Source organism: Paenibacillus sp. JSM ZJ436 (genome assembly GCF_044383795.1).
Taxonomy (GTDB): Bacteria; Bacillota; Bacilli; order Paenibacillales; family Paenibacillaceae; genus Paenibacillus_AQ; species Paenibacillus_AQ algicola.
Map to the genome: position 1 here is coordinate 207,592 of NZ_JBISEO010000006.1, position 13,712 is coordinate 221,303.

Below are 13,712 nucleotides of genomic sequence, written 5' to 3' on the forward strand. Positions count from 1 at the left end.
TTCACAATGACGCAGTCCAGAAAAGCACATATTATTTCGCACACCCACTGGGACAGAGAGTGGTACTTGCCTTATGAGAAGCATCACGTTCGTCTGATCGAGCTGATGGATACCCTGCTGGAGACCATGGAAAAGGAACCGGAATACCGGTACTTTTTCCTGGACGGCCAGACGATTATTCTGGATGACTACCTGCAGGTGCGGCCGGAGAAAAAAGAGCAGCTGGATCAGCTCATTCATGACGGCCGCATTCAGATCGGTCCATGGTATATTTTGCAGGATGCATTTCTAACAAGCAGTGAAGCGAACGTGCGGAATATGCAGATTGGCCATGAGGATGCGGCTAAATACGGTACGGTGTCCAAAATCGGGTACTTTCCGGATACCTTCGGCTTAGCCGGCCAAACGCCGCAGCTGATGGTGCAGTCCGGCATCGACAACGCGTTCTTCGGGCGCGGCGTCAAGCCTACCGGATTCAATAATACCGTATCGGACGGCGGCTATGAATCCTCCTTCTCCGAGCTGACCTGGCAGGGTCCGGACGGCTCGAAGGTACTCGGAATTCTGTTTGCCAACTGGTACAGCAACGGTAATGAGGTGCCGGCAGATAAAGAGGAAGCGAAGGCTTACTGGGAAAGAAAGCTGGCAGATGCGGAGAAATATGCATCGACGGGTCAGCTGCTATACATGAACGGCTGTGACCATCAGCCGATCCAGACCGATCTGCCGGAAGCGATCCAGACGGCGGGCAAGCTGTATCCGGATACGGAATTTGTACACTCTACCTTTGATCAGTATCTGGTTGAGCTGCGGCAGCATCTGGGCCAAGAGCTGTCCACCGTAGAAGGCGAGCTGCGCAGCCAGCGTACCGACGGCTGGGGGACCTTGGTAAATACAGCCTCCGCCCGGGTATATCTGAAGCAGATGAACCAGACCGGACAGAGCATACTGGAGAAGGTAGCGGAGCCGCTCGCTTCTATGGCAAGCCTGGCAGGACAAGAATACCCGCATCATCTGTTTACCTATGCGTGGAAGACACTGATGCAGAATCATCCGCATGACAGCATTTGCGGCTGCAGTGTCGATGAGGTGCACCGCGAGATGGTGACCCGTTTCGAGAAGAGCCGCCATGTAGCGGAGAATATCGCGGACGACAGCAAGGCCGCGATCGCGAACGTCATTGATACCTCGGCATTCTCCCAGTGGGGTGAGGGCGCGGTACCATTCGTCGTCTTTAACACGACAGGCTGGAAGAGAACCGGTACAGTGACGGTAACGCTGGATGCCGAGCGGCTCTACTTCCGCGATGGCTATTCTTTGAAGGAAACAGCAGAGCGCATGAAGCAGGTTGATCTTTCCGGGATGACGGTTGTGGACGAGCAGGGACAGCCGGTTCTCTTTACGCTGGAGGATCTGGGGCTGCAATTCGGCTATGATCTGCCGGATGACCGCTTCCGTCAGCCGTATATGTGCCGCCGGGTGAATGTTACCCTTTATGCCGCCAATGTACCGGCACTGGGCTATCAGACGCTGGCGCTGGTAAAAGGCGCAGCCGCCTCGTCCCATGACAGCTCGTTGCTCCGCAGCGACCGGATCATGGAGAATGATGCCTTGAAGGTCGAGCTGAATGCAGACGGCTCCTTTACCCTGACCGATAAGCTGAGCGGACAGGTATACCGTGATCAAGGGATATTTGAGAACACAGGCGACATCGGTAACGAATATATGTTCAAGCAGCCGGAAGGGGAAGAAGCTCTGAGTACAAAAGGGCTTGAAGCACAAATTACGGTCGTTGCGGATACTCCGTTCCGTGCTTCCCTTCAAGTGGTGCATGAGTGGGATATACCGGTATCGGCGGATGACAAGCTGCTGCAGGAGCAGATTGAGCTCATCTATTATCCGGAGCGGAAAGCACAGCGTGCAAGCGAGACCGTTACACTGAAGCTGAAGACGGTGATTACACTGGAGCGTGACGCTAAAGGCGTGCAAATGTCGGTTACCTTCAATAATCAGAGTAAGGATCATCGCTTGCGTGTGTGGTTCCCGACAGATCTGCAGACCGCGGTTCACCGGGCGGACTCTATGTTTGAGGTGGCGGAGCGCAGCAACGAGCCGGCAGCAGAGTGGGAGAATCCAAGCAATACAGCACATCAGCAGGCCTTCGTGGATGTCAGCGGTGAGGGTGCCGGCCTGACGGTAGCGAACCTGGGCCTTAACGAATATGAAGTGCTGCGGGACGGCCGCAATACGATTGCCGTTACGCTGCTTCGCGCCGTAGGTGAGCTGGGCGACTGGGGCTTCTTCCCGACGCCGGAAGCTCAATGCATCGGGGAGTCCACCGTTCATCTGGAGGTCATTCCACATCAGGGCAGCGGCATTCAGGACGGCGCTTTTGCGCAGGCCTACCAGTTCCAGGTGCCATGGGCAGCGGTTCAGACCGGGGTCCATGAAGGAAAGCTGCCAGCCAGCTATTCCATGTTTACCTGGGAGCATCCGCAGCTGGCGTTCTCTTCCATGAAGATGAACCGGGATTCCGGGGATTGGATGCTTCGCTGGTTCAACCTGGGCGGCGAAGCCGCAGAGCTGGAGCTTGGCACCACGCTTGCAGAAGCTGCTGCGTACAAAACGACGATTTTGGAGCAGAAGCAGGAAGAGCAGCAGGTCTTCAGCAGCACACAGCCGCTGCAGCTGACGGTTAAGCCGTATGAGATTGTGACGGTTGGTGTTCAGGCTTCTTCGAAGTAAAAACAGGGCTGCCTTTCGGGAGAATGCATTCTCCGGGAGGCGGCCCTCTTTATGTGGGATGAAGGGGACGTAACTGCACCCTCACTGGACAAGGACAGCGCCCCTGTGATCCGTTATAATGAAAGGAATACAATGATCCAAGGAGGGCAAGAAATGATTCATTTCAACGGATTACATCATGTCAGCCTGGCCGTCCGAAGCTTGGACATCGCCAGGGTCTTTTATTCAGAGAAGCTGATGCTGCAGGAGATTCCCCGGCCTCCCTTTAATTCCACTGGAGTCTGGTATGCGGTCGGAGATCAGCAGCTGCATTTGCTGGAGCATCCAGGCGGAGATACATTAAGGGAGCGGGGGATTGATACGGTAGACGGTCATTTTGCATTCTGGGTCAAGAGTCACTCTGACACAAAAGCATGGCTGGAGGAGCAGGGCATCCCTTATGAAGCTCGGCCGGACAGTGTGGCCGGCTTTGCTCAGATTTATGTGCTGGACCCCGATCGGAACATCCTGGAGTTTGGTGCGCCTTACGGCTCATAGGCAGCGTGACAGCGACGCGTTTCCTTGCGGCTTCTATAGGAGCAGGGCGGTCAGCAGCTGGAGTAGAAGGCGATCATGTCCTGCTCCACTGCTGCAGTCTTTTCCGATTTCCGAAGATGGGAAAGTATTTATCTTATAAGTACAGGAGTATTCATCTTCACCGTGTCATACAGCCAGATGACATCTTCATTATGCATTCGAATACAGCCTGCGGATGAATATGTGCCGATGGAGGAGGGACTGTTCGTGCCGTGGATGGCGTAGGCGTAGCTGAGCTTGCCGTTTATTTTGACATTCAGGCCGAGCCAGCGCGCACCGAGCGGATTGTCAGGGGCTCCACCCTTGATCTTCTCTTTGTAGTAGGGGCGGTTCTTCACCTTCTCGTGAATCAAGAACAAGCCCTCTGGGGTGAAGGATGGCTTCTTTCCAGTGGCGACCTTAAAGCTTTTCACCGCCTTTCCCTTCTCGAAATACGTCAGTGTGTTCGTTGATTTCTCGATCAGGATAAACTGCTCGTGCAGCGCATAAGTACTGGTTAGCTTCGGAGCAGCAGACGCTTCTGCAGCCTCTGCTGCAGCGAAGCCGCTGGAAACACCGGGTACTCCTGCAGCCAGGAGCAGAGCCCAGATCAGACTGTAATACCATAGCCGTAGCATGAGCACTCACCTCTTTCGCCCTCCAGTATATGCGCGAAGAAATGAATGGTGCCCTCAAAAAAATATATTGCTTTATAGATAGCGATCATGCTATTATATATTTTATTGAAGGACGGTAGCTCAGCGGGAGAGCACTATCTTGACAGGGTAGGGGTCATGGGTTCGATCCCCATCCGTCCTATATGAAGAGTCGTAGCAAGGGTTTGAAGCATTTTCTTCCCTCATCTATGATTAGTGGTCACACAGTGACACGTTTATAAGCAAACAAGCCATCACTTTTAGGGACTCATATCCTTGAAGGTGGTGGCTTTTTGTATGTTGTTAAAGTTTGCATTGTCTGAGTTTAAATCTGACCGTGAATACCGTAATGTGTCTGATCGTACCCTGGCTGCTTATATGGCTGAGTTAGACAAGTTCCATCAATTTTGTGTTCAGAATGAAATCATCAACGTTGAGGACTGTACAGCATCACTTGTCAAACAGTATCTTCTTGCTGCAAAGGAAAGAGGGAATAATCCTACAACGGTGAATTCTAAACTGCATATCCTCAAGATTTTCTTTAACTTTTTTGAATCTGAAATGGAAGTTTTCACGCCTAAAACGAATCCGACCAAACGAATCATCTTTGCAAAAGAAGAAATTAAAATTGAAGTGTTCACGGATGCACAGATTAAACAGATGTTACGTTATTATCAGTCCATTAAATACCGTGACAAGTCGCTCTATGCTTACCGTGACTATTTCCTGATCATCTTCTTACTTGGCTCTGCTTGTCGGTTAGGTGAAACAATCAATCTTAGATGGTCAGACATGGACTTTGTAAACCAAGTAATCACGGTTACAGGTAAAAAGAGAATTGCCAGCAGTATCCCTATGACAGACAAATTGAAACGTGAGTTTATTGAGTACCGGATGTTCATTGAAAAGTACTTCTCTGACATGCCTGAATATGTGTTTACAGATCGGAATGGGAAGCAACTAACTGATAATGCACTGAAAATGGTATTCAAGCATCTAAAGGCCATTATGAATTTTAAAAATGTAAGGTTATCTGCTCATACATTCAGACATACCGTTGCCCACAGAATGATCATGGCTGGCTGTGACATTGGTACTGTACAGAAATTGCTGAGACATTCCAACGTTACGATGACTTTGAAATACTTTGCTCTATGGGGAACAGCGTTAGCGGAACAGAATGAGAAATTTAACCCTCTTAATTCTCTGGACTTGTGAGGTGGATACCATGACTGAACAAACTGATTTGAATCACATCATCCGAAGAATGGATGAAGCAACTTGTGACAGGTTGCTAATCCACATGAGTGAGCATCTACGGCTCGTTAGAGAAGCGGCTGAACCAACAACTACTCCTGAACGCAAAAAGCAAATAGACAAGGAAATAGAGGGTATACGTCAAGTCAGAAATCATATTATTCTTGAATATGGAAGGAAGGTTAATTTATGAACTTACCAATGATTCCAGTTGTAGATTCTAATATGTCGTATGCGAAGCCGAATGTAACATGGCTTTCACTGGAGGATATTCACTATGTAGTCATTGCAAACAAGGAAACAGGCAAGTTTGAATATCATACTGGTACAGGAATTTATTACTCCATCACCAGAGTTGACGATTTAGGAGAAGCGCTGGAACAATTCAACCTTACTGTTTCAAATCGTGGGATCATTGTTAATCCTGAGCACGCTACAGACTATGATAAAGAGTTACGGATGCTTAAATTCCCAGATGGTAGTGTTCCTGTAGCAGTATCTCATGAGCGTAAAATCAAAAGGTTAATATCATAAGCATATAAGGCAGGGATTATCCCCTGTCTTTTATGTTGTGTTGTAAAAAAACTACCGCTTTAGAAATTCAATAAAAACGCCGAAATCCCTTACTACATAAGGCTTCTCGGTCTTTTGTTTAATTCTATTTATCAGTATGAATACAGCGTCATACTTTAGAAATGTCCAGAAATCCCTTATGTATCAAGTGGTTACGGATATCTAAAAAAACTTTATATTGTGATACAGAGTGAGAAATAATGTCCAAGTTTAGAAACGGCTAAAAAATCCACATACACCAAGGGTTACGACTACATTGCAAAAACTTTATATAGTGATACAGAATAAAAATAAATATAAAAAACTAGATGTTTAGAAACAGCCAAAATAACCATATGTACCAACGGTCTACGGCACTACTCAAAAGTTTTATATAGTGAAACAGAGATACACTCCTGCACGATGAAGGAGAGGTAATCCTACCATTTTGTAAAAAAACGTACCGCTGACTAAGCAAACACAGGCAAATAACGCTTATTTATTCTGAGTTTTTTGAACACTGCAAAGGTGTCCATATGATAGGGATGTTTGCACGACATAATGGCACGCAAAACTTTACCAAAATAGAAATTCTCATTTTCCCATATAAACATTGACTTTTTTCACTGGTTCATGCTTCTCAGATTGTTGGGAATCCTTATTTTATAAGCATTTCATGCAAGAACACGATGCCCTTTAAGGGAATAGATAGTGTCGACAATTGACACAAGTTCATTATGCCTTATAAACATTGAGTTTTTTGACTGTTTTCATGTTGTCTCCTTGTCTCCATAAATGAAAAAATCCTTATATTTACTGACTTTTCCCCAAAATCCTTAATGCCCTTTAAGGGGGAGTGTCATGGAAACAGAAAGAGAAAAAGGTGTTTGAAATGAGATTTTTTCATTATAGCCTATTTTTATTGACTTTTTTGAACGATAATCCAATCTTTCGGCATTCCTTTATGATGGCAACACTTTAAAAAACTCTTATAAAATAGCGCCTTTTTAAGTTATCCATCTGAACATACGCAGAAACATGATGCCCTTTAAGGGGACATGCTAGAGAAAGCATGAGAAGAAAAAGAAAATGTTAAGGGTTTAGGATTTTTTCATTATACGTTGTTTTTATTGACTTTTTTCAATGGTAATCCACCTTTGAGTTTCTAACATCTTGGTAAAAAAACCATATAGAATAACGTTTCTTGCATCCCATCAACTGAACATACATAAAAACCTGATGGTCTTTAAGGGAGAGCATATCTTAACCTAATATACAAAGCAAAGAGTTAACTTAATAACGAATGGTTAGTGAGTTTTCAGATATCGCGATTCACGATAATCGAAACTCAATAACATCTCGTTAGTGAGTTTACGGGTGTACCCATTTTGGTGGGATATCACAATTCACGATAATCAAAACTCATTTCCATTACGGTAATGAGATAATTTCCTATCAAGTGTTAGTTTAAACTCACTCGTGCATCATGATTAAGTTTACGGGTGTACCTCCGTTACATCCGAATTTTCACAAAAAACGTAACATGGTGATTCACCATGTTAGAACAGTGCTTCCTGTTCATCCTCAGTCAGATATGCCAATTGTTCGGCAGCCGTTGTGCCTAAAACACCAGCAGATACAAGTTTTTGCAATTGTGGGATTAGGGAATTTAGTTTGAGGAGGCGTTTAACTGTTCGTTCGTCTTCGTCTATAAACTCGGCAACGTCAGAGATAGTTTTCAAAGGCATTTTGTCCTTTGATCTCACATCCCCACCTTTGCCCTGCTTAACTCCCCAATACTCCTTCAAAATTGCAAAAAAACTCCACACTTTTTAAAAATAATGAGCAAATGAGCCATATATAACAAGGGATTTTTGGAAGGGTCAAAGGTGTCCATGTGGAAGGAGATAGGGAAAGGAATGTTAAGGGTTTAGAAAACTTTTAAAAAAGGTCAATATGTCCTTATTAACATTGACGTATTAGAACATTTGCTATGTCGTATTTATCAGATTGGATAGTAAATAAGACAGTTTAGAAACAGCCAATTTCCCCTTACGTATCAGGGCTTTACGACACTTTTAATTATTTTTATATAGTGATAGAGAAGATGAATTTTTCATTGATTCTACAATTGCCTGTAGGATGAATGAAGGACTGATCAACCTTCACATATTGATTTCCAAATTTATAACCTCCGAATTAAGGCACTCCGTAATGGGGTGTCTATTTTTTATAAAAAAATTTAGTCGGAGGAATCAAGAAAGGATGGATTAAATGTCAGACCAAACATTTACGCAGGAACAGGTGAATGAACTTGTTACAGCCGAGAAAGCGAAATGGGAAACTGAAATTCTTGCACCAATGATGACTGAACGTAATGACCTGCTTCAGTTCAAGCCAGTGGAGAAGACAGATGCAGAAAAAGCCATTGAGCAACGTGAACAGGAATTGTTCCAGAAAGAATTATCAATCGAGTTGAAGGCAAGCGGCTTTGAAGATTTTGCTGACTTGTTGAGTGTATCCAGTGTGGATGAATTAAAGACGAAGATTGACACTCTGAAAGGCATTCTTGAAACGAGAAAAGTAAACACCTCATATGTCCCAGGAGAGCATAAACAAACTTCTGCATATGAGAAGGCAGCGTCAAACAATGACGTTGTAGGCATGATTGGCGCTAAATTAGGCAAGATGTTCAATTAAACTATTACGAAAAGGATGATTATTAATCATGTTTAAATCTACTAACCTGACTGCAAGTGAAAAAATTTCTTTGGTGAATGAAATTACGAAAATTGGTATTCAAGACACTCCGCTGACTTCCCTGCTTTTGGCACGTGGGCTTGTCGGTAAAGCAAACGGTACTGTTCAAACTTGGAGAGAGCGCACTTTTGACACAACTTCTGATATTAGTGTAGTCGAGGGAAATGAGAACCCTGCATTCTATCAATCTGGACGTGCTGAACTGAACAACATTCTTCAAATTTTTGAGAAAGGTGTTTCCATTTCCGGTACTCAAAATGCAATCAATGTAACTGGTCAAGGCAATGTGTTCAGCGGTGAAGTGGCTGATCGTCTTATTGAAATGAAAGTTGCAATGGAGAAAGCATTTACTTCTGGTACTCGTAACGATGGTTCTGTATCCCCGTTTGTTCGTCGTATGGATGGTTTGGAACAGTGGGCAGATGCCGCTAACAAAATTACAGGTGCAACTTCCGCAACTCTTATTGAAGCAGAAGTTAAAGCAACTGTTAAGAAACTGTGGGAACAGGGCAATCCATCTAGTGAATACTTTGCACTTGTTAATGCTGACATCAAAGAGAAAGTTGACGCACTGTATGACAGCAAATATTCCTACATTGCCGACCATGATGTATTCGGTCTGAAAGTATCGGGAATCCAAACTAACTATGGTACTGTTTACTTCCTGCTTTCCCGTCACGCTGCCGCCGACAAGATGACTGTATTTGATGTGAATCAATTGGCAATCGACTTCTTGCGTCAACCTGAATTTGAAGCACTGGCAAAAGTGGGCGACTCTGTACGTGGTCATGTTGTTGCAGAAGCAACTCTGCGTGTTGGTTCCAAGAAAGCCGTAGCACAGTACACTCTTAAAGCCTAATCAATAATATTTAACGAGGATAGGTCATTATGGCCTGTCCTCTTACTTTATAAAAAATTTTAGGGAGATCAATCATGCCAGAACGAATGGAATGGAAGTTGAAAAGAATACAGAGAAAAATAAAACAGATAGAGATTGCAGAACATCTGAAATGCAGCAGTACACTGGTTTCACTTTATGAGAACAACAAAGGTGAAATGTCAGATCAACGAGTCGAAAAGTATCAACAGTACATTAATAACTATCCCAATTAAAAGGCAGGTGTGAAAATGATTAGATTCAATTTAACTCCCTTTTGATTAACGGTTAGATTTCAATTTAGCCAAAATATCAGGGAGTCAATAAAATAGGGAGTATCAAAATGTAAGGGTTAGATGAGATCCAATCATCTAATATGCAACAAACACTAAGAGATAAATTTCCACAATGGACAAATGAAACTGAGCAAGGCAAATATGATTTGTGTTTATCCAATGACCTGGATTCGCTCCTGTCATGCTTGTATCTGAAATGGATTAAGGGTTATGAGGTCAACTATTTCTATGATTTCAATCATGTCTACAAAGCGAACGTTACAGGGAAAAAAGTTATCGGGGTAGACATTGCCCTAGAACAAGGAATGATATGGGATAACCATATTACCAAATTACATAAACTTGATCGAGTAAATCCAAATGCGGCAAATGTTAATGCGGTAACAGGAATCAGCAGGGACAATTACTATCATAAGTTCTGTGGCTCTACATTACTGCAAATACTGAGTTATTATAAGGTTCCGTTGCCTAAGAATAGAGAAGCCAAGTTAATTCTGATGGCAATTGATAGCACCTTTCTTGGTTATTACAGTAAAGATTTCAAAGAGACAAATAGAAACTGGTTAGAGCGGCTTGAATTATATGAGTTAATCGACCTACTGGAATCTGAACCGACTAAACAGGAGTTTTACCGAGTTAAGAAACAATACAACTTAGACGCACAGATTCAGGTGAATGATAATGGAATCTTAACGTCAAACATCGACCTTGCAGCCATGCAGGGCTTATTTGAGTTTCCATTAAGTTTATCAGCAGAGCAATTCAATCTAACACACACCTTCAAGACTTCAAGGCCATACGAATTGGACAAAGGCAAAGAATACAGCAAACACGATATTAAAGGTCTATACAGTATCGCTCTTACTCACAAGAATAAATTCAAATACACAGCAGGAACATTGGCAGTTTAATTACTGCCTTTCCTATAACAAAGGAGATTAGTAACTATGGAGCGAGATAACAACTTTTTCTATGTTTATGACAAGGGATTGGTTAAGCATTTGCGTTATGACAAAGGCATTGAGTTTAACTGTACGGGTTTGAACATCAAATCTAAAGATCAGTTCTGGCAATTCAATAAATCAGATGAATTGTACAAGGCAGTAACAGCGTTCATGGAACAAAGAAAAGGAAAATAACTACTGATTAAATGGAATGGCTTATAATGGAGGGATTCAATGAACAAGGTGATTCAAAAGTTAAGCGATTTATATATTATCCAGCGAGGGCATTACTTAATTCAATACAAAAACGGATATAACAAAGACAAATACAGCACGCATATTGCAGGTCAGATGAACAGCAGTGGTAAAAAAGTAAAGTCATTATTAGATTGGCAGTTTGAGAAGCATTTGAATGGTGAATTTACTGTGGGTACATTTGGCGGCAAACTGATGACCAAGTTTATTACGTTTGATGTGGATTTCCCATGTGGATTAGATATGGCGAAATGGATCACATACAAAATCACGAACACATTAGATGAGTTGGGAATCAACAAGTACTACATTAGTTTCAGCGGTAACAAAGGTTATCACGTTGACATGTTCTTTGAAGATTTGATTAAAAATGAACACGGTAAACAGTTCTTCAATTACGTTGTAAGAAAATCTGGCGTTCTTAGTCATTCTGATACAGGCAACAAGGTTGAATTTAGAGTAACGGATAAAGCAGGTGTTAAGTTGCCAATGGGGATTCATCAAAAGACAGGCCGCTATTGTGGTTTCTGCAACGTTGAAGATGGACTCAAGGTAATGGATAAGGAACAAAGCGAATCATATCTGCACACGATACAGAAAATGAAATCCGAAACGATTCTGAATATCATCAATACCGAGGATTTAGACGACATTGACACACTGGATATGATTAAAACCGAAGATGCAATAAGTCCACACAAACCATTGAAGAACTATGACCAGTCAGAGGATTATTCCATTGATCGGGCGATTGACCTTCTGCAGAATGGATTGAAGGTTAAGGGCAGCCGAAACAATACACTGTTCTTGATTGGCTTATATCTGAAATATCAAGGGCTTGAGAAAGAGCAATGCAAACTGGAACTAAATGAATGGATGAAACGACAGAATCCAGAATTGTTCTCTACACCACTAGAGCAATGTTACAAAGAGATTGAATTGATGATCAATAACATGTTCGCTAAGGATTATAATCTGAGTGCTGGCAATAAGGATTTAACCGTTACGTTCGATGAAATTAAGTGGATTATGGAGAAGTGTCCAGAAAAGAATCAAAAACTAATTACATATGCGATGCTCATCCATTCTAAACGTCATGCGAATATGCAAGGCGTTTTTTATATGCCATTTAAGGACATTGAAGCAGCAACAGGACTAGTTGAGATGACTGCAATTTCTCAGGTTAACAAATTGATTAAATTAGGAGTAATTGAAGTTGAAGACCGAAATCGAAAACCAACAGGAAAAGGATTACAAAGGAAGCCACCTAATCTGTACCGTTTGTCCTTAGGACAAAATGGCCTTAGTCAGAATGAATCCAATGTATTTATTACTCAGAATTCAAAAGACATTGAATTGTGTTTGAAGTTTTATTTTACAGATAAGGAATTGAAAAAGTTGTTACCTAGAAGACAGTATCAGAGTTTGATTAGTTGATTCATATTTATATATTGTTGCCCGATATGGTTCTAATACCTTGATATACAGGGCTTCAATGCTTTAAGTGATTCCTAGAGTGCCTAAAATAATATAAATAATGTATTAACCCTAATATCGTACAACTATATAAAAGTAAGTGAAAATGAAATTATCTAAAGGAGAGATTGGAATGAAGAAAGCAATCGTAAAGAAAATCAATAAGGTGATACTGTACATCCTTATCGGATATGTGGTGTTCAATGTATGGGTGACTATATCCAATGTTGCAAAATATCTGTATCAAGTGATTGGAGGTTAAGGAAATGACAATCTATGAAGTATTAAAGAAACTACCTTACAAGAAGCAACTTTACATCAAGTATAAATTCAATCTGTGGATGGATAGAGAGAAGCAGATGACCGAAGAAGAATTTCTCAAGCAAGTGGATTTGAAGTCCATGGGAACCTATTACCGCTGGGAACGGACACCGGAGTTTAAACATATTACTTCCATTGTTCTGGCGACTAAACAGGCGAATGATCTGTTGAAGATTTATGAAACTTTAAAACTCAAGGTTGAAGCGAATCCGAATCCCAAAGATATTGAAATGATGCTCAAATTGATGAAGGAAATCAACTTACATAACAAAGAAGCGGAAAGTTTCTTTACCACTCCTGAAAATGAGGAAGAGGATGAACTGGAACTATAAACAATCTTGATAATTGATGATGATAGGGGAAAAGGTGCAAGTGAAGATGGGTAGGGGACGGAGGACGTTAAGACAGTTATTCTGTATCCATAAGTTCAGACATGTAGCCAAACATAGAAGTTCACGGCAAAACCTATGGAAGTGTAGTGAGTGTGCTGTTCACTGTATAGAGCATTATGGGATGGGATGTCACTACTTGTCCCGCTTTCCCAACATTGACGGATGGCTCTATAATAAGGAGGTGAAATGGTGGAAAGGATAGATGTCTTTATTAAATTCCTGATTGGTCTAGCCACAGGATTAGTGTCCTGGATGGTAGGGGGATTTGGATTAGTATTTACTGTGCTCATTGGACTAATGGCAATTGATTTTATAACTGGTATCATGGTTGGGGTGTATGAAAAGAACATAAGCAGCCGTATCGGAACCAAAGGATTAATCAAGAAAATATATATCATCTTGCTGATAGGTGCAGTGTATCTCATTGAAATTGCTGTGTTGAAGAGTGGTGGGATAATCACTGATGGTGTATCGGGTGCTTTTTGTGTCATTGAATTTATTAGCCTAACTGAAAACGGTGGTAAGTTGGGTGTTCCGTTACCTGAGAAGGTTAAGCATGTGATTAAGGTTTTAAAGAGTCGAGATAAGCAAGAATCAAATACATAATGAGTTGAGAATGGGTCGTC

General features: G+C 42.4%; 14 protein-coding genes and 1 tRNA gene. 13 read left to right on the forward strand and 2 right to left on the reverse strand.

Annotated features, from left to right (window positions below):
- Nucleotides 1-6 precede the first annotated feature (6 nt).
- Nucleotides 7-2,745 carry an alpha-mannosidase gene (locus ACH6EH_RS10455; RefSeq protein WP_397332256.1) on the forward strand — a complete coding sequence of 913 codons (2,739 nt, stop codon included), beginning with the start codon at nucleotides 7-9 and terminating at the stop codon, nucleotides 2,743-2,745.
- A gap of 153 nt (nucleotides 2,746-2,898) precedes the next feature.
- Nucleotides 2,899-3,282 carry a VOC family protein gene (locus tag ACH6EH_RS10460; protein WP_397332257.1) on the forward strand — a complete coding sequence of 128 codons (384 nt, stop codon included), beginning with the start codon at nucleotides 2,899-2,901 and terminating at the stop codon, nucleotides 3,280-3,282.
- A gap of 128 nt (nucleotides 3,283-3,410) precedes the next feature.
- Here ACH6EH_RS10460 and ACH6EH_RS10465 read toward each other — a convergent pair whose 3' ends face one another.
- Complete coding sequence (locus tag ACH6EH_RS10465; protein ID WP_397332258.1) at nucleotides 3,411-3,938, reverse strand: L,D-transpeptidase; 528 nt, start codon at nucleotides 3,936-3,938, stop codon at nucleotides 3,411-3,413.
- Nucleotides 3,939-4,047: 109 nt separating this feature from the next.
- Here ACH6EH_RS10465 and ACH6EH_RS10470 point away from each other — a divergent pair.
- From ACH6EH_RS10470 to ACH6EH_RS10485, 4 genes are all read left to right on the forward strand, one after another.
- Nucleotides 4,048-4,119: transfer RNA gene (locus tag ACH6EH_RS10470), tRNA-Val, on the forward strand.
- A 134-nt stretch (nucleotides 4,120-4,253) separates the two neighbouring features.
- Nucleotides 4,254-5,174 carry a tyrosine-type recombinase/integrase gene (locus ACH6EH_RS10475; protein WP_397332260.1) on the forward strand — a complete coding sequence of 307 codons (921 nt, stop codon included), beginning with the start codon at nucleotides 4,254-4,256 and terminating at the stop codon, nucleotides 5,172-5,174.
- Between the two features lie 10 nt (nucleotides 5,175-5,184).
- A complete protein-coding gene (locus ACH6EH_RS10480; RefSeq protein WP_397332261.1) occupies nucleotides 5,185-5,406 on the forward strand; it encodes a hypothetical protein in 222 nt (73 codons plus the stop codon).
- Nucleotides 5,403-5,747, forward strand: a complete 345-nt coding sequence (locus ACH6EH_RS10485) for a LytTR family transcriptional regulator DNA-binding domain-containing protein (protein ID WP_397332262.1) — start codon at nucleotides 5,403-5,405, stop codon at nucleotides 5,745-5,747. Before ACH6EH_RS10480 ends, ACH6EH_RS10485 begins: the two co-directional genes overlap by 4 nt.
- 1,577 nt (nucleotides 5,748-7,324) lie before the next feature.
- Here the strand turns inward: ACH6EH_RS10485 and ACH6EH_RS10490 are convergent.
- The gene (locus ACH6EH_RS10490; protein WP_397332263.1) at nucleotides 7,325-7,573 is read right to left on the reverse strand and encodes a hypothetical protein; all 249 of its coding nucleotides are present in this window, start codon (nucleotides 7,571-7,573) and stop codon (nucleotides 7,325-7,327) included.
- 466 nt (nucleotides 7,574-8,039) lie between these two features.
- On the opposite strand from ACH6EH_RS10490, the gene ACH6EH_RS10495 reads away from it, so the two are divergent.
- The 7 genes from ACH6EH_RS10495 to ACH6EH_RS10525 all read left to right on the forward strand — a co-directional run bounded on the left by ACH6EH_RS10495 (nucleotide 8,040) and on the right by ACH6EH_RS10525 (nucleotide 13,692).
- The gene (locus ACH6EH_RS10495) at nucleotides 8,040-8,465 is read left to right on the forward strand and encodes a hypothetical protein (RefSeq protein WP_397332264.1); all 426 of its coding nucleotides are present in this window, start codon (nucleotides 8,040-8,042) and stop codon (nucleotides 8,463-8,465) included.
- A 28-nt stretch (nucleotides 8,466-8,493) separates the two neighbouring features.
- Complete coding sequence (locus ACH6EH_RS10500; RefSeq protein ID WP_397332265.1) at nucleotides 8,494-9,384, forward strand: SU10 major capsid protein; 891 nt, start codon at nucleotides 8,494-8,496, stop codon at nucleotides 9,382-9,384.
- A gap of 394 nt (nucleotides 9,385-9,778) precedes the next feature.
- The gene (locus tag ACH6EH_RS10505; protein WP_397332266.1) at nucleotides 9,779-10,609 is read left to right on the forward strand and encodes a hypothetical protein; all 831 of its coding nucleotides are present in this window, start codon (nucleotides 9,779-9,781) and stop codon (nucleotides 10,607-10,609) included.
- Nucleotides 10,610-10,645: 36 nt separating this feature from the next.
- A complete protein-coding gene (locus tag ACH6EH_RS10510; protein ID WP_397332267.1) occupies nucleotides 10,646-10,837 on the forward strand; it encodes a hypothetical protein in 192 nt (63 codons plus the stop codon).
- A gap of 39 nt (nucleotides 10,838-10,876) precedes the next feature.
- Nucleotides 10,877-12,334 carry a TOTE conflict system archaeo-eukaryotic primase domain-containing protein gene (locus ACH6EH_RS10515; protein WP_397332268.1) on the forward strand — a complete coding sequence of 486 codons (1,458 nt, stop codon included), beginning with the start codon at nucleotides 10,877-10,879 and terminating at the stop codon, nucleotides 12,332-12,334.
- A gap of 305 nt (nucleotides 12,335-12,639) precedes the next feature.
- Entirely contained in the window at nucleotides 12,640-13,026 is a 387-nt protein-coding gene (locus tag ACH6EH_RS10520; protein WP_397332269.1) for a hypothetical protein, read from the forward strand.
- Nucleotides 13,027-13,272: 246 nt separating this feature from the next.
- Nucleotides 13,273-13,692, forward strand: a complete 420-nt coding sequence (locus ACH6EH_RS10525) for a phage holin family protein (protein WP_397332270.1) — start codon at nucleotides 13,273-13,275, stop codon at nucleotides 13,690-13,692.
- The last annotated feature ends 20 nt before the right edge of the window (nucleotides 13,693-13,712 follow it).